General features: G+C 64.8%; 15 protein-coding genes and 1 pseudogene. 7 read left to right on the top strand and 9 right to left on the bottom strand.

The window, feature by feature from the left end; translation table 11 throughout:
- Window positions 1–140: 140 nt before the first annotated feature.
- The 3 genes from K9U37_RS01850 to K9U37_RS01860 form a co-directional block, all read right to left on the bottom strand.
- The gene (locus K9U37_RS01850) at window positions 141–1,616 is read right to left on the bottom strand and encodes an alpha/beta hydrolase family protein (RefSeq protein ID WP_243070275.1); all 1,476 of its coding nucleotides are present in this window, start codon (window positions 1,614–1,616) and stop codon (window positions 141–143) included.
- Window positions 1,617–1,650: 34 nt separating this feature from the next.
- Complete coding sequence (locus tag K9U37_RS01855) at window positions 1,651–4,494, bottom strand: MMPL/RND family transporter (RefSeq protein WP_243070276.1); 2,844 nt, start codon at window positions 4,492–4,494, stop codon at window positions 1,651–1,653.
- A 140-nt stretch (window positions 4,495–4,634) separates the two neighbouring features.
- Window positions 4,635–5,486, bottom strand: coding sequence for a glycoside hydrolase family 16 protein (locus K9U37_RS01860; RefSeq protein ID WP_243073180.1), 852 nt, complete (start codon window positions 5,484–5,486; stop codon window positions 4,635–4,637).
- 617 nt (window positions 5,487–6,103) lie between these two features.
- Here K9U37_RS01860 and K9U37_RS01865 point away from each other — a divergent pair.
- The gene (locus K9U37_RS01865) at window positions 6,104–7,870 is read left to right on the top strand and encodes an acyl-CoA dehydrogenase (RefSeq protein ID WP_243070277.1); all 1,767 of its coding nucleotides are present in this window, start codon (window positions 6,104–6,106) and stop codon (window positions 7,868–7,870) included.
- A 50-nt stretch (window positions 7,871–7,920) separates the two neighbouring features.
- Window positions 7,921–9,393: a hypothetical protein gene (locus K9U37_RS01870; protein WP_243070278.1), complete on the top strand. Its 1,473-nt coding sequence runs from the start codon at window positions 7,921–7,923 to the stop codon at window positions 9,391–9,393.
- Window positions 9,394–9,402: 9 nt separating this feature from the next.
- Here the strand turns inward: K9U37_RS01870 and adhE are convergent, their stop codons facing one another.
- Together adhE and K9U37_RS01880 are read right to left on the bottom strand one after the other, a co-directional pair.
- Window positions 9,403–12,000, bottom strand: a complete 2,598-nt coding sequence (gene adhE, locus K9U37_RS01875; protein ID WP_243070279.1) for a bifunctional acetaldehyde-CoA/alcohol dehydrogenase — start codon at window positions 11,998–12,000, stop codon at window positions 9,403–9,405.
- A gap of 228 nt (window positions 12,001–12,228) precedes the next feature.
- Window positions 12,229–12,645: an Rv0313 family protein gene (locus K9U37_RS01880; protein WP_243070280.1), complete on the bottom strand. Its 417-nt coding sequence runs from the start codon at window positions 12,643–12,645 to the stop codon at window positions 12,229–12,231.
- A 75-nt stretch (window positions 12,646–12,720) separates the two neighbouring features.
- On the opposite strand from K9U37_RS01880, the gene K9U37_RS01885 reads away from it, so the two are divergent.
- Window positions 12,721–12,990: a hypothetical protein gene (locus K9U37_RS01885; RefSeq protein ID WP_243070281.1), complete on the top strand. Its 270-nt coding sequence runs from the start codon at window positions 12,721–12,723 to the stop codon at window positions 12,988–12,990.
- Window positions 12,991–13,341: 351 nt separating this feature from the next.
- Window positions 13,342–13,491 (top strand): annotated as a pseudogene (locus K9U37_RS01890) (hypothetical protein); the annotation flags it as partial.
- Here K9U37_RS01890 and K9U37_RS01895 read toward each other — a convergent pair.
- Window positions 13,458–14,120: a L,D-transpeptidase family protein gene (locus K9U37_RS01895; RefSeq protein WP_243070282.1), complete on the bottom strand. Its 663-nt coding sequence runs from the start codon at window positions 14,118–14,120 to the stop codon at window positions 13,458–13,460. The pseudogene K9U37_RS01890 and the gene K9U37_RS01895 overlap by 34 nt on opposite strands.
- Window positions 14,121–14,357: 237 nt before the next feature.
- Between K9U37_RS01895 and K9U37_RS01900 the strand changes: the two genes are divergently transcribed.
- The 3 genes from K9U37_RS01900 (at window position 14,358) to K9U37_RS01910 (ending at window position 18,086) form a co-directional block, all read left to right on the top strand.
- Window positions 14,358–14,909 carry a hypothetical protein gene (locus K9U37_RS01900; protein ID WP_243070283.1) on the top strand — a complete coding sequence of 184 codons (552 nt, stop codon included), beginning with the start codon at window positions 14,358–14,360 and terminating at the stop codon, window positions 14,907–14,909.
- 1,303 nt (window positions 14,910–16,212) lie between these two features.
- On the top strand, window positions 16,213–17,139 hold the full coding sequence (locus tag K9U37_RS01905) for a DUF5631 domain-containing protein (protein ID WP_243070284.1): 927 nt from the start codon (window positions 16,213–16,215) through the stop codon (window positions 17,137–17,139).
- Window positions 17,136–18,086, top strand: coding sequence for a hypothetical protein (locus tag K9U37_RS01910; RefSeq protein WP_243070285.1), 951 nt, complete (start codon window positions 17,136–17,138; stop codon window positions 18,084–18,086). Before K9U37_RS01905 ends, K9U37_RS01910 begins: the two co-directional genes overlap by 4 nt.
- A gap of 374 nt (window positions 18,087–18,460) precedes the next feature.
- On the opposite strand, the gene K9U37_RS01915 is transcribed toward K9U37_RS01910, so the two are convergent.
- The 3 genes from K9U37_RS01915 to K9U37_RS01925 all read right to left on the bottom strand — a co-directional run bounded on the left by K9U37_RS01915 (window position 18,461) and on the right by K9U37_RS01925 (window position 22,369).
- The gene (locus K9U37_RS01915; RefSeq protein WP_243070286.1) at window positions 18,461–19,978 is read right to left on the bottom strand and encodes a putative alpha/beta hydrolase; all 1,518 of its coding nucleotides are present in this window, start codon (window positions 19,976–19,978) and stop codon (window positions 18,461–18,463) included.
- Window positions 19,975–20,274: a DUF2563 family protein gene (locus tag K9U37_RS01920; RefSeq protein ID WP_243073181.1), complete on the bottom strand. Its 300-nt coding sequence runs from the start codon at window positions 20,272–20,274 to the stop codon at window positions 19,975–19,977. The genes K9U37_RS01915 and K9U37_RS01920 overlap by 4 nt, the downstream gene beginning before the upstream one ends.
- Window positions 20,275–20,482: 208 nt before the next feature.
- Window positions 20,483–22,369: an alkaline phosphatase family protein gene (locus tag K9U37_RS01925; protein WP_243070287.1), complete on the bottom strand. Its 1,887-nt coding sequence runs from the start codon at window positions 22,367–22,369 to the stop codon at window positions 20,483–20,485.

Here is a 22,369-nt window from a genome sequence, read left to right on the forward strand (position 1 = left end):
AGATCGGTAGAGATCGCTGCGCGGGAACCCACCTTAGCGGAATCTCTGCTTTGCAAAGCGCCTGGCAGCCTTGTGGTTTGACCGATCCATTCGCGAGGCGCCATATGCGTGAGGTGGCCGGTCGCGCGAGATTGGTTGGCCTAGATGAGTTGGGCTACCTCGAGGAGTGCTTTGGCCTTGGTTTCGCCTTCGGCCTTCGCGTATTTCGCGAATTGACGGATGAACAGGTCTGCCCCGGCGGGGTCGGCGGGTGCCGGGGCCGGGCCGCCGTCGAGGATGTGGTTGAGCCAGTTGAATATCGCGGCTTGCGCGTAGCTCAGTCCACCCATTTGGCAGTGACTTGAGGCGCCCTCGGTGCGGGTGAACAACCGGATGTAGCGATCGCAGTTGAGCGAGAGCATGAAATCGAGCATGCCGATGATGATGTCGGGCGAAGGCGCGGCGGCGTCGTGGATGTCGTCCTCACTGAACAGAAACAGCATCGGGTTGTGATAGCGGTCGGTGAAATCCTTGACGGTGTAGGACTGATAGACCTCGACCCATTCGTGCGCGCTGTCGATGCCCAGCGTCCACTCCGAGTGCCGGTAGCCCCAGCGGGCTGGGGTGTTGACCTTCATAAGCAGTTTGAACGCCGCTTCCACGAAGGTGGTTTTCTCCAGTAGTCCCTTCATCCCCGCGCGGGCGGCCGCGCCGCAGTCGACGACCAGCGAGTTGGGGATACAGGCGGCGATTCTTGGGTCCAAGGCTGCGCGGGTAGCCAGGTAGCCGCCCATCGAGTACCCGATGATGGCCAGCTTGGCGGGGTCGACGTCGCCGCGGGTCAGCAAGTAGTCGACCACGGCGCCGACCGGTTTTTCGTAGTCGGGCCGAAATGTCAGCCCGGGGTTGGTCTTGAGGGCGCCCCATTGGCCGGGACCCTCGAACATCAGGCAATTCCAGCCGTGGGCGGGTGCGACCGCGCCAATCCAGCAGTACAGTTCCTCCATGGTGGAATCGAATCCGCCGAGTGCGATCAGGGTGGGGCGCGGGCCATCACCGCCAGACACGAAGTAGGCTGGCAGCCGCGCGTTTTCGAAGTCGATCTCCACGCACTCGATCGTGGTGTCGTTCAGCGCGATCATCTGATGAAAGCAGTCCTTGCTACGCCGCCACAACCGGGTATGGCGGGCCTCGGTGTGGTGGGCGTAGAACACCGCCATTCGGTAGTAGTTGGCCGCCCGCAGGAACGCGTCGCGGGCGCTGATGTGGTTGCCGATTCGGTGCTCGCTCTCGGCAAAGGCTGCGACCCGATCAGCGGTGGCGGCCCACTGGCGGATCCAGCTGGCGAAGCTGTTGTTCTTGACGCGGCTGATAGTGTCCATGCACTCGCCGTATTCGGCCGCGCCGGCGGCCTGCAACGACAATCCGCGGACGAACTCGTAATTGAAGCCGCCGACGGTCTTGTTGGCGAAGTCGACCTTCATCGCATTCCTTCCCCATGGAGTTGTCGGTTTGGTCTTGTCACGACGCCGCGATCGAGCGGCTGATGTACAGCGGTCGGCGCGGTAGAGCGCCCCAGCGGGCGCGCCCAGACAGCGTTCGATCGCTTCGATGTGCGCGCCGTAGGTGGCCACCATTTGTTTGACGGTTCGTTGTAGCTAGCGCCGTCGATCAGCCGATCGTTCGGGCCGGCCGCTGCCGCACTATTGTCGGCCACCAGAACCACCGACCGAGCAACGCCGCAATGGCGGGCGTCATGAACGCCCGGATGACGAGGGTGTCGAACAGCAGGCCCAGCCCGATCGTCGTGCCGATCTGGGCGATGACCACCATGGCGCTGACCGACATCGAGATCATGGTGAACGCGAACACCAACCCGGCCGCCGTCACCACCGACCCGCTGCCGCCCATGGCACGGATGATGCCGGTGTTGATCCCCGCAGGGAGTTCCTCTTTCATCCGGGCTACCAGCAGCAGGTTGTAGTCAGCGCCGACCGCCAGCAGGATGATCACCGCCATCGCCATGACCATGAACTGCAGGTCCATGCCGAGCAGGTGCTGCCACAACAGGATCGACATCCCGAACGACGCGCCCAGCGACAGCACCACGGTGCCGACGATGACGGCCGCCGCAACGATGGCCCGCGTGATCAGCAGCATGATGATGAAGATCAGCGTCAAAGCGGCGACACCGGCGATCATCAGGTCGTATTTGTTGCCCTGTTCCATGTCCTTGAACGCCGAGGCGGTGCCGCCGAGATACACCTTGGACCCCTCGAGCGGGGTGCCCTTGATGGCCTCGAACACGGCAGCCTTGATTTCGCCGATGCGCTTGATTCCGTCGGCCGACAGCGGGTCTTCCTCGTGGGAGATGATGAACCGCACCGCATGGCCATCGGGGGAGATGAAGTTCTTCATCCCGCGCTTGAAGTCTGCGTTGTCGAAGATCTCCGGCGGCAGGTAGAACGTGTCGTCATTGTGGGCGTCGTTGAACGCATCGCCCATCGCCGTCTGATTCTGTTGCATCGCCTCCATCTGGTCCTGCTGGCCGGACTGGGTGGCCTGCATGGTCAGCATCATCACCCGCATCCGCTTCATGCTCTCGACGGTGGGCCCCATCATCTCCACCATCTGTGGCATCAGGGCATCCATCTGATGCATGTCGGGCAGCAGCCGCTGGATATCGTCGGTCATGGTGTCGATGCCGTCCAGCCCGTCGAAGATCGACCGCATCGTCTGGCAGACCGGGATGTCGTAACAGTGCGGCTCCCAGTACAGGTAGTTGCGGATCGGCCGGAAGAAGTCGTCGAAATCGGCGATGTGGTCCCGCAATTGGTACATATCCTGGGCCGTCTGGTCCATCTGGCTGACCATGTTGTGCATGTTGGCACTCATCTGTTCCATCAACCCGATCATCTGGGTCATGGTGTTGATGGTGTCCTGCATCATGTTGCCCTGCACGATCATGTCGGCCATCCGGTCCTTCAGGTAGGAGCGGTTGAGGGTCTGCATGGTGCTGCCCATACTGAACTGCGCCGGAATCGTGCTGTACTTCAGCGGTTTCCCTTCGGGACGGGTGATCGCCTGCACCCGTCCGATGCCGGGAACCCTGGACACCGCCTTCGCGATCCGCTCGATCACCAGGAAGTCAGCCGAGTTGCGCAGGTCCTGATCCGACTCGACCAGCAGGATCTCGGGGTTCATCCGCGCGATCGGAAAATGCCGTTCGGCGGCGGCGAATCCCTCGTTCGCCGGCAGGTCGGCCGGCAGGTACTTGCGATCGTTGTAGTTCGGCCGGTAACCCGGCAGCATGATCAGCCCGATCAGGGCGACGGCGATGGTCAAGAACAGGACCCAGCCCGGCCACCGGACAACTACGGCAGCCAGGCGCCGCCAGTACCGAATCCGCATGGCTCGCTTGGGTTCCAACAGCCCGAACCGGCTTGCGACGGTGATCACCGCCGGACCCAGGGTCAGCGCCACCCCCACGGCCACCACCATCCCCGTCGCCAGCGGGACGCCCAGGGTCTGGAACCAGGGCAGCCTCGTGAAGGAAAGACAGAATGTGGCGCCGGCGATCGTCATACCGGACCCGAGCACCACGTGCGCGGTGCCGTGAAACATGGTGTAGTAGGCGGACTCTCGATCCTCCCCCACCGTGCGCGCTTCCTGATATCGGCCGATCAGGAAGATCGCGTAGTCGGTTGTCGCCGCGATCGCAAGTGTCACCAGTAGCTGAGTGGCGAAGGGCGACAACGCGATCAGCTCGTGGTAGCCCAGGAACGCCACTACCCCGCGGGTGACCGACAGCCCCAATATCAGCAAGGTCAGAACCAGCACGACCGTGAGGACCGACCGATAGAAGAACAGCAGCATGAAGATGATGACCCCGACGGTGGCCACCTCGATCAGCCTGACGCTCTTCTGACTGACATGCTGTTGGTCGGCCTGAAGTGCCGGTCCGCCGGTGACGAAGACCTTGACCCCTGGCGGCGGGCTCAGGCCCCCGACGAGCTTCTGCACCGCCTCGACAGACTCGTTGCCGAGGGTCTCGCCCATGTTGCCGGCGAGGTTCACCTGCACGTAGACCGACTTGCCGTCGGCGCTCTGTGCACCGACCCGGGTCAGCGGGTCACCCCAGAAGTCTTGGATGTGCTGGACGTGTTTGTTGTCGGCCCGCAGTTTGACCACCATGTCGTCGTAGAACCGGTGGGCGTCGTCGCCGAGGGGCTGGTCACCTTCCAGGACGATCATCGCCGAGCTGTCGGAGTCGGACTCCTCGAAGACCTTGCCGACGCGCATCATCGCGATCACCGACGGGGCGTCCTTGGGCGACATAGACACCGCTCGCGTCTGGCCGACGACTTCCATCTGCGGGACCGTCGTGTTCAACACGACGATCAGCCCGATCCAGCCGAGGATGATCGGCACCGCGAGCCGGCGGATCCACTTGGCCACGCCGCCGCGCCGGGGCTGCTCGGCGGACAGGACGGGGTCGATCGTGGGGGCGCTCATTAGTTGGGCAGTCTAGAGCTGGCCCGACCCTCCCGCAGTCGGCCTCCTCAAGGTTGCTGAATCTGATGGCGGCGGCGCTACAGCGAGAAAGCGGTGCGCCCCCTGAGCGTCGAACGCCGCGAACTCGGCCGCGAGGCGTCCTACCAGACCCGCACGTAGTCGACGATCATGTCGGCCGGGTAGTTGCCCGGCCGAGGGTCGCCGCCCCCGGAGCCGCTGACCGCGAGGTTGAGGACTGGGAACATCCGGTAGTCGGGGAAGTTGAACGGCCAGTCGTCCAGAGAGTTGGCCGGCACCGCGAAGTACGGCTCCTTGCCGTCGACGTAGTCCTGCCAGAAGTACATTCCGGAGTCGTTCCAGGTAACGCGCCAGGTGTGCCAGTTGGTGTCGACACCCACCGGCGTGGTGGCGAACGACGTGCCGTCCAGCCGGGCGTGCACAGTGGTTCCCGACGGCCACTCACCGTTGCCGTACCACTCGACGAGGTCGACCTCAGCGCCCACTTCCGGGTGATCGTTCATCAACCAACATGCGGGCCAGGCGCCGGCGGTCAGGCAGTTGAACTTGATCCGCGCCTCCCAGGTGGTGCCGATCCCACCCCACCAGGTACCGACCACCTTGCCGCTGACGTACTTGTCGTCGCGCGTCGCGCGGATCACCAGGTTGGAGTTGCCGTCGAGGAAGACATGCTCGCGGTCGTCGCGGTACTGGCCCATGTTCTCGGGCCGATCCCAGAAGACGGGGTTCTTGATCATCTCGCGAGCCTTGGAGATGTTCCACTTCGACGGGTCGGGGGCCGAACCGGCGGGGCCGTCGAACTCGTCGTGGAACAGGTAACTGGGTACGGCAGCGTTGGCCGCAGGGGCCGCGGGAGCGGGTACGCGGTCGGCTGGGGCTTCGGGACGAGACGGGGTGGCAGCCGCCAGCGGGGCGGGCAGCGCGGCCGCGATCGCACCGAATCCCGCCAGGAACATGAGGCTGCGACGATCCAACTCAGGCACGACTAAGACCTTAAGGGCGAAACCGCCGCTGTGGCGCATCTGGGTGCAAACTCGGCTCGGCCGTCGCCCACAAGGGCTGGGCTCACGACCACCTTCACACCTTCCGAACTGCGACGATGTCGATGACCAGCCGTGCAAATACGCTCTTCTGTGCAGAAGTTGCGTCGCGGTCGGTCCGGCGGCTGGCCTAAATTCCGACGCATAAGGCGACGAAGGGGATGGGCGCGCAGACGCTCGCCGACACATACGGCGTCGGCCCATTCCACGGCGGCGGCGGCGGCGGAGGCGGAGGCGGAGGCGGAGGCGGAGGCGGAGGCGGAGGCGGTTCCGGAGCCGGCGGGCCTGCCACCACGCAGGAGTTGCTGGGCGCGTCGTAGATCGTGCCGGCTCCGCACTCGGCCGCTCTCCCGATTGCGGGCGAAGCCAATGCCATACCTCCCAGCATCAGAATCGCCGCTGGGGCGATCCTCGCCGTTCGAATGAAATTGTCCATGATCACCGGTCCCTTGAAACTTCCCCCGACCCGTATCTAGGCCCACAACGTATGGTCCACGACGAAGCCGTCGGTAGGGGCCAAAGGACATAATGTGACGGGAAGGAAGGCACCCATGAGGTCGACCATCATGTCGCGGCGGGATCTGGATTTCTTGCTGTTCGAATGGCTCGCCGTCGACGAACTGACCAAGCGGCCGCGGTTCGCGGAGCACTCACGTGAAACGTTCTCCGACGTTCTCGACCTGTGCGAGGAACTGGCCACCCGATACTTCGCCCCGCACAACAAAAAAGGCGACCAGAACGAGCCGTCCTTCGACGGCACGACGGTCACGGTGATCCCCGAAGTCAAGCAGGCCCTCGACGCCTTCGCGGCCGCTGATCTCATCGGCATGGGCATGGACCAGTCACTGGGCGGCGCGCAACTGCCGACCACGGTCGCTCATGCCGGGTTCGTGTGGTTCTCGGCAGCCAACATCAGCACGTCGGGTTATCTGATGCTGACCGTCGCCAACGCCAACCTGCTGGCCAAGTTCGGCAGTGCCGAGCAGATCAGCATGTTCGTGAAGCCGATGCTGGCCGGCCGCTTCACCGGGACCATGGCGCTGTCCGAGCCGCAGGCCGGGTCCTCCCTGGCCGATATCGTCACCCGGGCCGAGCCGCAGGACGACGGGACCTACCGCCTGTTCGGTTCGAAGATGTGGATATCCGGGGCCGAGCACGAGATGTCGGAGAACATCGTGCATCTGGTGCTGGCCAAGATTCTAGGCGGCCCGCCGGGCACCAAGGGCATCTCGCTGTTCGCCGTGCCGAAGTTCCTCGTCGACGCCGACGGTTCGGTCGGGCGGCGCAACGACGTCGCTATTTCGGGGCTCAACCACAAGATGGGCCAGCGCGGCATCACCAACACCGTGCTCAACTTCAACGGCGCGGTCGGTCATCTGGTGGGCGAACCGCACCGCGGGATCGTCTACATGTTCCACATGATGAACCAGGCGCGCCTCGGTGTCGGGATGGGCGCAGTCTCGTTGGGCTACACCGGATATCTGAAGTCGCTGCAGTACGCGCTCGAACGTCCGCAGGGCCGGCCCATCACGAGCAAGGACCCCACCACACCTCAGGTTCCGATCGTCGAGCATGCCGACGTCAAACGAATGTTGTTGGCGCAGAAGTCTTATGTCGAGGGAGCGCTGGCGTTGGCGCTGTATTGCGCGCGGCTTGTCGACTGGCAGGACAGTGCCGACTCCGAAAACGAACGCGATTCGGCCGCGTTGCTGCTCGACATCCTGACTCCGATCGCCAAGAGCTGGCCCTCGCAGTGGTGTCTGGAAGCCAACAGCCTGGCCATCCAGGTACTCGGCGGATACGGCTACACCCGCGAGTACGACGTCGAGCAGCACTACCGGGACAACCGGCTCAACCCGATCCACGAGGGCACGCACGGTATTCAGAGCCTGGACCTGTTGGGCCGCAAGGTAACTCAGCGCAATGGAGCCAGCCTGTCTGCGCTTGGTGCGGCAATCGCCCAATCGATCACCGCAGCGGGCAAAGCCGGGGGCGAGGCCGTCGATCTCGCGGCTGCGCTCGACGCCTCCTGGCAACGGCTGGTCGGGGTGACCATGTCGATGTTCGCCTCCGGTGACGTCGAGGCCGCGATGGCCAACAGCGCCATCTACCTCGAAGCGTTCGGCCACATCGTGATCGCCTGGATGTGGCTCGAGCAGTTCGTGGCCACCGATGGTCTTACCGGAGACTTCTACGACGGCAAGCGGCGGGCTGCCCGCTACTTCTTCCGCTATGAGCTGCCACGCACAGCTCCGCAGCTGCAGCTACTGGAGAGCCTGGACCGCACCACCTTGGAAATGCTCCCCGGCTGGTTCTGACCTGCCCCACCCTTTACGATGCCGCTTATCTAACGAAGGGGTCAGCAAAAATGGGGTCGAGCAAGTACGTCGGCTATGTCGGCGGCGTTGCGGTAGCGGTTGGTGTAGGCGCGGCCATGGCCGCGGCAGCTCAGGGCACGGCGAACGCCGATACCGACAAGCCCGACTCGAGGGGTTCCGCGGACTCGTCGCAGGTCGACGCCGGACCGAAGAAGTCCGAAGCCAGGGCCGCCACCGGGCGCACCAGGCCGCAGTCCAGGCTGGGTGACAAGAGCGAGGGCATCGCCGCGCCGGTGACCAAACCGCCGACATCGACCCTGGCTAGTGTCGCCAAGCCCACGGCGGCGGCGTTCGAGGCCGCCCAGGTCGAGAAGGTGCAGGGCCTGTTCGCCAGCACTCGTCGCACCCCCCCGACGACGGCTGCAGTCACCACCGGCACCACCGGCACCACCGGCACCGCCATTGCCGTCGACACCGCACCCTCGACCAAGTCGGCCACCACGCAGGCCGACGCCACCACGCCGTCGGTTCCGTGGAGCCCCAATCCGCTGCGACCGATGCCCCCGGAGCCGGCACCCAACGACATGCCCGGCCCGGTGTGGGATCTGGAACAGGCCGTCGTCAATGCCTTCCCCGACATCCTCCAGCCGGTTCCCCGCGAAGTGTTCGAGGCGGGCTACCGCGCCACCCAGATGATCCCGTGGGTCAACATCATCGTCCCGTTCGTCAACATCGGCACCAACCTGCCGGCCGCCTTGGCCGGCGACAAGAACGCCACCCAGCGCATCATCAACAACCTCATCGTCACCATCCAGCCCGTCGCGATCGCCTACTACGGCTACAACGAGATCGCCGACCTGCTGAACGTGGAGCAACTGGCGCTGGACCTGCAGACCTGGGCCATCACGACAGCCTGGGACGTGCTCGACCCGTTCCAGCTGCTGCACAACCGCGGCCAGTCCGGGCTGCCCCTGTCGACCACCACCCCGCCGGCCTACCCGCCGGCTACCGCCGCGGTGGCGCTAGCCTCTGCAACCACACCGAAGGCTTCGACGGCCACCCCGAACGCCACCACGGTGACCGACCCGAACCCGTTCCGGGCCGATGATCCCTGGCCGACGACCATGCCGGACGCGGTCCTGGCGACCGAGCAGAGCGTCCTCGCGGCGTGGCCGGCTCCGCTGGAACCGCTCGCACCGCTGTTCCGCGAGGCCTACGAAGCGGTGTACCGGGCGTCTCAAATCGTTCCATGGGTCAACGTCGTGGTGCCGGTCACCAACATCCTGCCCGCGCTCGCGCAGGCCTTCCAGGGCGACCGGAGCGGCGCCCAGGTCACGATCAACCAGCTGCTGCTCACAACGGCACCCCTGGCGCTGCTGTACTGGGGCTTCGACGAACTGGCCGACCTGCTGAACAACGAGGAAACCGCGGCCACCACACGGCAGACTCTGGTCGCCAGCTTGTGGGACAGCCTAGACCCGGCGGGGCTGCTGCACGTGCCGGGGCAGTCCGGCATCGCCTGACGTTGCCGATCAGCCTGCCGTGCCGTAGTAACCCTGGGTCAGCAGCTCGCTGATCTCGCTCACCAGCGGCATGCGCGGATTGGTCCGGTTACTCAGGTCTTCGAACGCCGTCATCGCCAATGTGGGCAACGCCGCGGTGAAATCGCTTTCTTTGACTCCGAATTCGCGCAGCGACCGCGGCATGTGGAGTTCGTCCAAGAGTTGATCCACACCGGCGAACAGCCGGGCGCGGCTGTCCTCGGGGCTGTGGCCCCCGAAGATGAGCGATCCGACCTGAGCGTACTTCTCCGGCGCGACGTAGGCCGAATACCCCGGTGCGGGCATGAACTTGCTTGGCAGACTTGCGTTGTAGCGCAATACGTATGGCAGGAATATGCCGTTGGCCCGGCCGTGCGGGATGCCGAAGGCCGCGCCGACGGCGTGCGCCAGAGCGTGGTTGACTCCCACGAACGCGTTCGAGAACGCCAACCCGGCCAACGTCGCCGCGTTGGACATCTGGGTGCGCGCCTCGAGGTCGTCGGGATCACGGTAAGCGCGCGGCAGTGCGTCGAAGATCAGCCGGGCCGCCTGCGCGCTCTGGGCGTCGGTATAGGGCGAGGCGAAGATCGACACCGCCGCCTCCAGTGCGTGGGTGAGCGCGTCGACACCGGTGTCGGCCGTCAGGTTCGGCGGCATCGACGTGGTCAGCATCGGGTCCACAATCGCCACATCGGGCACCAGGCTGTAGTCGACCAGGGTCTGCTTGCGCGGGCCCATCGTGATCACCGCGGCCGGGGACACCTCCGAGCCGGTGCCGGATGTCGTTGGTATGGCGATCAATTGGAGCTTGTGGCGGTCGGTGGGATAGTCGGCGACCCGCTTGCGCGGATCCAGGAACGGCATCGTCAGTTCCTCGAGCGTCTTCTCCGGATGCTCGTAGAACAGCCGCATCGCCTTACCCGCATCCAGCACTGAGCCCCCGCCGACGGCGATCAGCACATCGGGTTGGACGCGCTCCAGCAACTCCACCCCGCGCTGGATGATCTCCTCGTCGGGCTCCGGAGTGACTTCGGTGAAGGCGTACACGTGCCGGGTGGGCAGCTTGCTGCGCAGCAGGTCGACCACCCCGCGCTCATCGGTGAGATGATCGGTGACGACGACCACTGTGTCGCAATCCAATTCACGCAGGTTGTCCAGCGCCCCGGCATTGAAGTAGGTGTTGGCCGGCACCCGGAACCACTGCGACGGGGTGCGGCGCCGAGAGACGGTCTTGATGTTGATCAGCTGCTTGTAGTTGACGTTCTCGGTAGTCGACGATCCGCCCCACGTCCCGCAGCCCAGCGAGAAGGTGGGCGTCAGGTTGTTGTAGACACCGCCCAGCGCGCCGACCGCGGTGGGGGCGTTGACCAGGATCCGGCCGGTTCGCACCGCCAGCGCGTAGGCGTCGATCACCGACTGGTCGTCCGCGTAGATCGCCGAGGTGTGCCCAAGGCCGCCGTGCTCGGTCACCAGCACCGCGGCGTCGATGGCGTGCTGCACGTTTGGGGTGCGCACCACCCCGAGGACTGGCATCAGCTTCTCCTGCACCAGCGGGTGCGCGGCCAGTTCGTCGAGATCCGACGGCAGCGGGGCCAGCAGGATCTTGGTGCCCGGGGGAACGCTGAAACCGGCGCGGGCGGCCAACGCCGGGGCCTTCTGACCGACGGCGTCCATCGACACCTTGTCGCCACAGCCGAAGGCGAACTCGGTGATCTTGGCGGCCTCTTCGGCTTTGAGCATCCGCCCGCCCATCCGCTCGAACTCGGCGATCATCGCGTCATAGATCTCGTCGTCGATGATGCAGGTCTGCTCGGCGGGGCAGATGACCGACGAGTCAAAGGTTTTCGAGATCAGGATGTCGACGACGGCGCCGCGGACATCGGCGGTCTTGTGAATGTAGATGGGTGCGTTGCCGGGTCCGACGCTCAGCGACGGCTTGCCGGCCTGGTTGGCCAGCTTCACAATCTTGGGGCCGCCGGTCACCCAGATGAAGTCGACCTTGGGATGGTGGAACAGGTGGTGGGTGACATCGTGGGCGGCGTCGGGAATCACCTGCAGGGCGCCGGGCGGCATGCCGGCCGCCTCGGCGGCCTCCCGCAGGATCTCCACCGCGCGTTCACAACAGCGCACCGCGTATGGCGAAGGCCGGAACAGCACCGCATTGCGGGTCTTGGCGGCGACGATCGCCTTGAACAACACCGTCGAAGTCGGGTTGGTGACCGGCGTGACCGCCAGCACCACGCCGATCGGTTCAGCGACATAGACGATGTTGTGTTCGACGTCCTCGTCGATCACACCCACCGACTTCTTGTCGCTGAGATAGTCGTGCAGGAACTCCGTTGCCACGTAGTTCTTGACGACCTTGTCCTCGAAGACGCCGAAGCCGGTCTCCTCGATCGCCAGCGCGGCCAGCTCGCCCGCGGCACGGACCCCGGCGCGCACCATCGCCTCGACGATGCGGTCGACCTGTTCCTGGTCGAGCTTCCGGAACTCGCGAGCGGCGTCGGCAGCGATGTCGACGATGGCGTCGACCTCGGTTCTGCGGATGTCGTCGGTCTGGAGTTGTGTCGCGTCCAATGTCCCGGTCATAGCCGTGCACCTCCCAGTTGCGGGGATCGTATGTTCGGCTGCGACGGGGTAGCTAGGGAGTAAAGACCCTTATCTGCTGGGCTTAGCTCGATAAACCCAGCAGTCCGAAAGCGAAAAGGGGAGACCAATGCACGTCGGCCGATATCGAGGACACCACGCGATTCGCGGTGCTGTCCGGGGTGCGAGCGCATCCGGCCGGGCGGCTACCGCATGGTCCTGACGATGTAGCTACTCGGTGTCGCCGGTGTCCTCGCCGTCGGACTTCTCGGCCTTGTCCGGTCCGGCGTCGAGGACGCTGACGTCGATCCCGTAGGGCAGGAAGCGGACGCCGCGGTTGGGGTCGGTGTTGTGCTTGTTGGCCCGCAGGGCGTCGAGCTCGGTGTTGTAGACCTGTTCGACGTGGGCTTTGCCCTCGGCGTCGGCGATGTAGATGGCCCACACCCCGTCACCGGCCTCGCCCGCGGTCTCCGGCTGCGGCCGGCGCCGCGAGCGGCGGGTGAACTCGTCGAAATACACGCCGAAGCCGCCGGGTTCCTGCCCGGTGTTCAGAAACCGTCCGAACGCGTCACGCAGGCCCTCACTGGCTTCGCGCACGACGCGATCGAGGTCGTCGGGGTCGAAGCCAAACGGTCCTTTGTTGTCCATGGTTGCCAGTGTGCGCGCAGTTTCCGGTCACGTCGACAAGTTGTTTTCGCGGCTGGCGAAAACAGGTCCGCCATCGTGACGAATCCCGGGCTCGGCGGCGCATACCGCGCCGCGGCACATGGCCACAGCACCCAGCGGCACCTGCTGGAGATCAACGAGGCGATCAATCAGCTGGGCCGGCTGATTTCTGACGATCCGGGCGCGGCCGAGGTCATCTGGTCGGCTATGCGCGGGATGGTGCTCGTCGAAATGATCGTCAACGCCCACCTGGAGTGGGAGCGCGAACGGCAGCTGCTCGTCGACATGGTCACGGGCTATCTGCAGTCCCCCAGCGAACATCGCTGACGACCCTCGCGGCGGGGTGTCGGCCGTCACAGCGGCTCCCACAGCGGTGCTGGTCGGGCCTGTGTCTGTCATCAAACTCACAGGTGCAGAGTTGATTTACCTGGAATTAACAAGGACGATCGACTTGTTCCTCTGGCTGGCGATCCCTACCGGGTGAGCGCCCGTAGCAAAGAAGCCCCTGAAGACCCGGGGGTGATAGAGGAGTTGAAAACAAATGTCGCTCGCACGCTTTCGCAACGATATGAAGCGGGCCATCAGCCGTCGCCGTCTACATGCGCGCATCAACGCGATGCCCCAGTCGACCGTCCGCGACGAGCTCGTGGCCATCGCCCAGCGGTACGAGAACGGCCGCGCACGCCGGACGGCTGGAAGATCTGCGCGACGGGGTACGACCGGACCTACGAGGCGACGATGTCGTTGACAGCATTGAACTTCAAGGCCACTCCGGGGCAAGGCCATCGCCACGACTACGTAGCGACAGCGATCAGCGCGCCCGGCTGAAGCCAGCGCATGATCTTGACCAGAGTCGCGTCGTCGAGGGAGACACAGCCGGCGGTGGCTCCGCCGTCGGTGGTGTGCACGAAGAAGGCGCCGCCGTTGCCCGGGATGCGAGCCTTGTTCACGCCCATCACGACGGCGTGTGCGTACTGGGGGATGTAGAGGTTCTCGGTGCCACTGCTTGGGTTGGTGTTGAACGAGCAGTCGGCTTTCTTGCAGACCTGCATGGTGTTGTACGTGGGGCTCTTCATGTCGCCGTCCCACCAGTAGTCGGGCGTCACCTGGATGTACTGGAGTCCGGTGCCCGGGTTGGGTTGGGTGCCGAAGGCGAAGTCGAGGCTGAAAATGCCCATCGGAGTGGCCATCTCACCGTCGTGGGACTGCTGGACCATGCCGTTGGCACCGACGTGGACGGGGATCGCGGCGGCACCGGGTTGCCAGCCGTTGGCGCCGCGCTGCCAGACATCCATCTTGGCCGTTGACCCGCCGGTGCTCACGACGGAGAGGACCTGGGTGGCATTGCCGACGTTGGCCTGAAACCACGGCGCCTCGGCGTGACTCGGGGGTGCCGAGCTCAGAGCGACGAGCGCCACACAGAAGGCAGCACACATCGAAACCAGTACTCGGCGCATGGTTCATCGTCGCGGTGGGGTTTACGCGGGGTCAAGTCAAGGTTGGGCCACAAGTTCATCTGGGCCGGGCAACGTCGTGCGGGCCGCTATGCGATTGTGGCGCTTGGTTGAGCCGTTCGATCGAGCACTTGTTTCCTGTGCATTCGACCTTGAACTGCGGTTATGCGGTCTTGTCGGCGTCCAGGCGGCGACAAGGTGAATAGCGCCCCGGCAAACCCAAGAGATACCATCGCGAACATGTCGCAAGCGCCGTACGGACCCGGGCCCACCGCACCCGCGCCTTGGCCGCCGCAAGGTCCGCCTGCCTCCCGCGGGCCGTCGCGGCTGCCGACCGTCATCGCGATCGTCATCGCGCTGATTGCCGTCGCGGTCGCGATCGGTGCCTGGTTTCGGCCCGCCCCCAAGGCCGAGACTCCCGCGGCGAAGACGTACAGCGAGCAAGAAGTGGCTGACGCGAAGAAGGCTGTTTGTGATGCGTATCAAACCGTCCAATCGACTTTGCAGGCAAGTGCGAATCAAAGCGCACCGGGCCCCAATGACACGTTGCAGCAGTTCGCCCTGTCCGTGAACGGACGGCTTGCGGCCTTCGCTGGGGGCGACTACCTATACCGTGAACTGACTGAAAATCCCGCGGTGCCGAAACAGTTGTCCGAAGCAGTAAGACAACTTGCGTCCGCTTACCAGAAGGCTGCGCTGGCCCAAATTGCGCAGGCAGATCGGTCAAAACTCGATTCAATCTACAAGTCAGCCGATGCCGCTGCTGCAACTGCTACTGAAGTCTGCAGATGAGTGACACACCGCCTGGAAAGTGGTCGCAGTTGTTGGTCGGCCAGCAATGGCCAAGTTCGGCGACTCTGACGACGATCACCGCCGCATCAAACAATCGGCAAGCCGTCGGGTCGAGCTTCAGCGCTTACGCCGAGCAACTTCGAGCGATCCTGTCGGGACCAGTGTCCAATCAAGAAGGTGTGACGGCAGACGACGCACGAGACACCTTCCATCTGGGTGAAGCTCACGCACGAAAAATTTCAGGCAACAATCTTGCCAAGAGTGAAGCGTACAAGTCCGCACATGACTCAACCGCTCAACTGCGTTCAGAACTAAGTGAAATCGCGCACAACGGAAACGCTGAAATTGAAGCCATTGAAGCTTCTGGCGACCCACTCCCGCTCAAGATCGCCAAGATTGTTGACGTAGTGTTGGCGGCACAGAGCCACGCAAATGTTCAGGCCGCAGGCCATAGCGATGTCGTGAGAAGAGCAATACAGACAGTTCTCGATCAGCAAGGACTCGGAACAACGGGGTACGAGTTCGCGCGCACACATGGCGTGGACCTTGATGGGCTATTCAGTTCGCCAAACAAAGAGGCAATCCGTAATCAAGTTGCCACGTTTCTTGATCAGCACGCTTCTTCAACGAAATCTCCTTCAGGCTCCCAGTCGTCGCCTTCAAAGCTTCTCGGTGCGCACGAAACGAATCTTCCCGCGGCAGCCTCTTCGGAAACTATCCAGGAAACCGTCGGGCTGCAACCGTCGCAGCTGCTAGCAAGCAGCGGAAGTCGGACACAAATCGCGAGTCAGGGCCTCATTTCTGGAGGAGGCGTTACGCCGCCGTCGCAGGTCCTCCCCACATCCGAAGCAAGACCGACGCCGCCCTCTACTCCACCAATCGCCGGCGTCTTACAGGTCACTCCGAGTGCCGTTAGTGCCGGATCGCCAATTCCAGCAACGACTTCCCAGACGGAGCTGTCGAGCAGCTCAGCGCCCCACTCATCCATCCCAACGCTTCCCACCAACGCCCTCACCCCCGAAGGCCTGGCCCAGAACTTCAACGCAGGCGCCCAAGCCGGTAGCCCGATGTCCGCAGGCACCGAGGCCCTGTCCACCGGCGCGATGCACGCGATGCAGCCGCAGGCCCCGCTGCACAGCGAGGGCATGCCGGCGCCGATCGCATCGACTGCACCCTCCAGCGGCGTCCCGCTGTTCGAAACTGCCCACGCCGCAACACCTGTCGAGGTGCCGCCCCCAGTCGCTCCCCGCCCGACGCCCCTCAGACCGTCGTCGCCACCCCAGCCGCACCCACGGCACCCGTCATGCCATCGACTGCCGCTGCGGCACCCATCGCGCCCGCCGGCCCGCTGCCCGCCTACGGCGCCGACCTTCGTCCTGCTGCCGCAACCGCTCCGGCCGGCCCACCGCCAATCCTGTCTGCCACACCCGGCTCGGCCCCGGTCAACCCCGCCAACGCCAACCCGCTCAACCAGCCCGCCGTAGTCCGTCATCAACCACCACCAACCACACCACCGTCGGCTGCGGGTCTGACCGAAAACGCCGTCACCGCAACGGCCACCGGTGCAATTGCCGGTGCCGGCGCCACCCAGACGCAGGCCCAGCAGCGCCTGCAACGACTCCTCGACGCCGTCGCACGTCAGGAACCCAAGCTGCGCTGGGCAATCGGCGACCGCGATGACGGCGCCACCGTGCTCACCACCGACCTCGCCAGTGGCTGGATCCCGCCCCAAGTCGAAATCCCCACCGGCGTAACACTTCTCCCACCTGGTCAGCGCCGTCCCAGCCTTTCCGCCATGCTTGGCGAGACCACCCTCACCGCCGCCTACACCCCAGGCCAGTACATCCCTGACAGCACGAACACCGAGCCAGTCATTATGTCCATCCGCGCCCGCCGGACAGCTGACGTCGAAGAGCTGGGATGGGAGCTCTCCCAGGCCACCAAGTGGCGCGACGGTCTACCCCGCCTCGCCCACACCCTCGCCAAGGCCGCCTCCACCGGAACCGGATACCTCGACTCCGAGGCCGAGCTCCTGCATGAACACCTGGCCGCCGTCACCACGCAGGTCCTGACTGACTACCCGGACAAGGTCGACCCGGTTATGGTCGGCAACTGGCAGCTGCTGGCCACCATCGATGCGCTGATCAAGGACGAAAAGACCGCTGCCAACTACCACTTGGCCTGGTTTCAGACCCTGAACCTGGCGACCCGGAGGGAGGTGCACCAGTGAGCGGTGGTCAACTCAACGCCAACGCAGACCAGTATCTGCAAGCCAACGGCATGAACGTGCCTCCGCCCCCGATCACGTCGGATCCCCTTGTGGCGGGAGCGGTCCCGATCGAACAACTCCTGCGTGTCCTCGGACTGGCTGCCAATCTCGGTGATCCCAAGGACAACAGCGAGAGCCTGGAAGAGCACGCCAGACGCGATGCCAAGACCGCCGAGGCTGCCGCCAAGTTCCCCGCTCAGGACGAGGACGCATCGGCGGAAATGAAAGGTGTTGCGGGGCAAGGCGAGGCGAGCCAGATGGCCCAGGAACTACCGCAGATGGCCTCCGGCATCGCGGGCGCCTTGGCGGGTGCGATGGGCGGGGCCCTGCAGCCGCTGACCCAGATTCCTCAACAGGTCGCCCAAGGCGCACAGCAGGCCATGCAGGCCGGCATGGGCATGATGCAGCAGGCCGGCGGGTCGGCCGCCCAGCTCGACAAGGCCAGCCTCTCCGAGCTCCCCTTGGACGAATACGGCGCCGACATAGGCGAACTGGGGGCCGGCGGTGGTGGCGAGGCCGGACTCGGCAGTGGGGGCGGCGGTGGACTCGGCGGAACCGCCCCGACCGCGATGCTGGGTCCGCCCCCGGTGCCCTCGGCGGGCACGTCCCCCTCGTCGGCACCTGTCATGGCGACCCCGCCACCGGCAGCACCGGCACCGTCGTCCACCCCGGCCGGCGGAATGTCTGGTATGCCAATGGTTCCGCCGGGCGCCATGCACGGCGCAGGCGGTTCGGAGAAGGACGCCAAGGCCGACACCAAACGGGTGTCGGTACCCACCGTCAAGAACGGCGCCCCCGTCCAGGGCCGCATCACGACCCCGCCGCCGGCACCGCCTCAGATCGTGAAGAAGGTCGACGGCGAGCCGGTGGCCACCAAGCGCATCATCGTGCCCAACAGCTCAGATTGATGGCGCGAGAACAAGGGCGAGTGAACGCCCGCCACCAGGATTCAAGAGTCAGGTTGACAGGCTACCGCTCTGAATCGGGTTGTCGGTCCGAAGGAGTCGCGGCGACGATCCGATCACCCAGTTTGATGTAGTTGGTTCGGAAGAATGCCCAAACGACTGCAACCAAGATGAGGACTGCGTAGGTGGCAACCGCCACGCCTAGTCCTCGTGGCACGAGCGATGCGGAGCCGACGGCACCACCAATCGTCCAAGTAGCCCAGTACCACCTTCGCTCGCAGCGGGGTGTGCGGGACACTATCACTGCGACGAGGCCGCCGAGCATCACCACGATTCCGATGGCAAGTAGTGCCGTTGACCAAGTCGGCATCGATAATTCAGTTGCCGAACGCGTTGTCAAAAAGCCCTCCAACCCGCTTGCCCGCCCATTCGCCGCCAGCGGCAAGCCCGACGCTCGCAATCACGGCAGCCACAAAAGTACCTTCCGGCCCGACCACGGAGCCAGCGGCGACCGTGGCTGCCCAGGCGCCGAAGGCGCCGGCGCCTGCACTGCCCGCGAGCCCGCCGATTGTTTCACCCGGCTTCGCGCCGTGGGACATGTCGTTGAGCGCCAGTACGCTATCGATCACTGTGCCCGCTGTCCCGAGATGCTTACCGACCTTGAGTAGCACTTTGGCATCATCCGCAGTGAGTACGTCGGGTACGTAATGTCGACCATTCGAGGCGCTGTCGGCCATACCCTTGATACCGGCGCCTGCCCCAGCAAGCAGCCCTGAGTCGTGCCTCATTAAGTCTGACCATGGGACGCCACCGGCGACTTCGCTCACGGTCCGAGCAGCGCCTTGCGGTGACATCCCCTGGGCTACGAGGGTATCAACAGCCCGCTTGACCGTTATCGAGCGTCCGAACTGCTCACCGTCATCGAGCTGTTGCGTCGTTTGGTCAACTGTCATCGGCGGCAGGCCGTACAGCCCTTGCTCGAGTTGCCGTTGCAGCTCCAGCCTGCCCCGTGCCCGCGTGCGCGCATCCCCGCCAAGAATGGGATCCGTCGGCAACGGCCCGACGAAGTGCGCCATCCCGAAATCGTCGAGGCGTTCACCGGCCAGCCGCCGGGCTTCGGCATCGGCGGCCGGATTCGTCGCGGTGGCGAAGTCACGCAAACGCGCTGCGGCGTCCGCCTTTTCCTGGGTCATCGGCCCGCCGCTGTTGACCAGCGCTTCGTCCCTGGAGCGCTGGTTCGCGTCGTAGTGGTCGGTGGATTCTCGGCCACGTTGCTCCGGCCCGAGTTCGCCGTCGCCGTCGACATCCTCGATCGGCGCGGGGTCGTAGCCGTGTTCGGCGCGCAGGTCCGTCAACGACGCCTCAAGCTTGGCACCGTAATCGTCACGCAGCCCCTCGACCTGATGCAGCACGGCGGATGTCACCGAGATCGCGTTGTCCTCCAACGCCGAGGTGTCCTGTTCGTTCGCCAGTGCGTGGTCGATCAATGCGTCGATGTAGTGCAACTCGGTGTTGAGGGGTTCTATCTGCATACTGGAAAAGCGCTGTGCTTCAGCAAGGTTCGCGGCGATGTCGGACAGGCCCGCACCGATCGCGGGCAGCTGGTCACGCTGGACCATCAACCGGGTGGTCGCGCGTTGCACCTCGGTGCTGTCGTTGATCGGATGCTCGCCGTTCTCCCGATTCCACGCTGCCCGGAACCGCGCCTGCGCCTGCTCGAATTCGGCATACGTCGCGGCCGTGCAGGCACCGGCATTGAAGAATGCGCGGCCCAAATCGGCGATCGCACCAGGATCTCCGCTCTGCATCGTCTCGTCGACCCGCCAGGGATCGCCCCCGGCCTCACCGATGAGAGCCCCGATACCGATGTGGGTCAGGCTCGGGTATTCGGTCACAGCACCGAACGCAAGACCTCGGCGTTGCGTTCCTCCATATCGACGAACACCGACGCGGTCTTGTGCCCCCTGTCGCCCAGCACTCCGAGGAGACTTTCGTGCGCGCGGAGCCGCTGAATATGATTGCTGTGCGCCTCGGCCAGGGCGCCGTGAAATGACTCCGCAGCCGGGAAATCGCCAAAGATACCCGACGCCGCACTGACCCGATTCAGCAGGTCAGCGCCCTGCATAGCCAGTGCGGCCGCGCGATAGGACCGGTTCGCGCCGGAGCGCATCTCACCCACATCGACCTGCACCAAACACCCCCTAGCAAGTTAACTGTCGGCTTGAGGGTACTACGTCATGTGTGCCGGTCAACTCACCCAATTCGCCCAGGAATGCGGAACAACAATGAGTAACTTCGGATCGTGAAGAAGGTCGACGGCAAGCCGGTGGCCACCAAGCGCGTCATCGTGCCCAACAGCTCACCGGCGAGCGAGCAGTCCGACGACAGCAAGTCCTGAGCTACACCCAGAACTGGTTCATCGACTGGGCGTACTTGTCGTTGTTGGTCAAAGTGCCCAGATTCAAAGCCAATTCGATGGTGCGCTGCAGGCTGTAGTGGTTGTAGTAGTCGGTCGCGATGAACGCCCCGCCGCGCATCGGATTGGGCCCGGACATCGCAGCCTGGTTCGGGATCACAACCATCACCACGTGGTTGCCCTCGTTGCCGATGCCGAACGAGATGTTGTTGTAGTCCTCGTCGAAGGTCAGGAACACCGCGCTGGGATCGCTGGACGACCAGAAGCTGGAATTCATGATCGTCGACATCGTGCTCTGCACGAACTGATCGCCGGCCGCCACGTTGTACTGGTGCGTGGTGAGCTGGCTGAACGCCCAGTTCAGAATCGCCGGAAGTCCGCTCGTCGGGCCCTCCATATTGGTGGCGTCGTCAGCGGCGATCCAGTTGAACCGCGCGATGCTGCTTGGGTTTCCGTTGTTGAGATCGGTCTGCAGCGCCGAGATGTCGCGGATCCGGCTGTTGACCAGCGCCGTCTGCGAGTAGATGTTGTCGAACGCCAGGAACGGCGTGCGGTCATTCGGTGTGGTGTATCCGCCGCCGCCGTCCTGGTAGGCAGCCCAGGTCAGCGTCGGATTGGCACTGATCAGGTTGGGCTGATCGAAGCATTGCGAGGCGCAGTTGTAGTTCAGGCCGAAATCGGACCCGCCGAGGATCGGCCAGTAGTTCGGCATGCTCGGGTGGGTCAACGCGTAGTAGTTCTGCGCGTACCCGTAGGCGTTGACGAGGCTGTTGATGTACGGCGCATTGGGGCTGCCGATGATGTCACCCACGCCGTGGTTCTCCATGTACACGAGGAACACGTGCTTGAGCGCGCCGACGTTGGAGTCGGGCACGGTCAGCGCCTTCGGAGACACATCGGTCGAGGCGATGCTGAACGAGACGTTGTCGGCGTAGGCGTTGTTGTAGTTGCCCAGCACGGGGTTCAGGTCGGTGAACGAGACCACCACCTGGGCGCTGCGGGTGCCGACCGGAATGATGCCGGTGGTGTTGCGGCTTTGCAGTCCGGTCTGCAGCCAGCGGTTCAGCGCGGTCACCGGTCCGATCTCGGCGCTGCTGATATAGGCGTTGTTGCCGTCGAGGAAGTCGACCTTGACCGACGCCCGCGACGGGTCGATCAGGTAGCCGCCCAGATCCGCGCTCAAGGCGAAGGCCACCCCACCCCGCTGAGTGTCGATGGCAGTCGCCGCGCCTTTGAGGTCGACGACCTGGGTCAGTGACGAACTCGCCACGTTGCCGCCGCCGAAGAACTGGTCGCCCCCGTCGGCCGGTGTCGTCTGCGGAAAGCTCAGGAACGGCGGCAGGGTCAGGCCCTGGGTGCCCAACAGCCCGGGCAGACGGCGCAACGTGCCGTACTCGATCACCGTCGGCGTGCCCGTCACCGACCAGCCGGGAACGGACACCGAGCTGTACCCCGACAGTGACGGATCTCCGGATTCCGCGCCCGAGTTGACCAACAGGTTGCCGCTGCTGAGGATGGGGTCCGGCGCTATCTCGACGGCGGCGGTGCGCGTGGTGCTCACCGAGATATGCCGTGCGGTGTGCCCGACCTCGCGGCGCACCACTTCCGCGACGGCCGCCGCCACCGCCTGGGCGGGTCCCACGGGGTCTTGCGGACTTCCCGTCGCACCTCCGGCCGCATACGCGCGCCTGATCACCTGCCGCGGGGCAACTGCCGTCGCGGTCGGCGAGGAGGAACCGGTGTTCGCCGACGTCGACGATGCTGGGTTGCCCGCGGCCCGAGTGTGACCGGTCGACGGCTTGGCCGAGGATCCCGCCGAGCCCCCGGTGTCTGCGCTACCCACGGCCGGCGTGGCCAGGGCGATCGCCAT

It is taken from the genome of Candidatus Mycolicibacterium alkanivorans, assembly GCF_022760805.1.
Lineage (GTDB): Bacteria > Actinomycetota > Actinomycetes > Mycobacteriales > Mycobacteriaceae > Mycobacterium > Mycobacterium alkanivorans.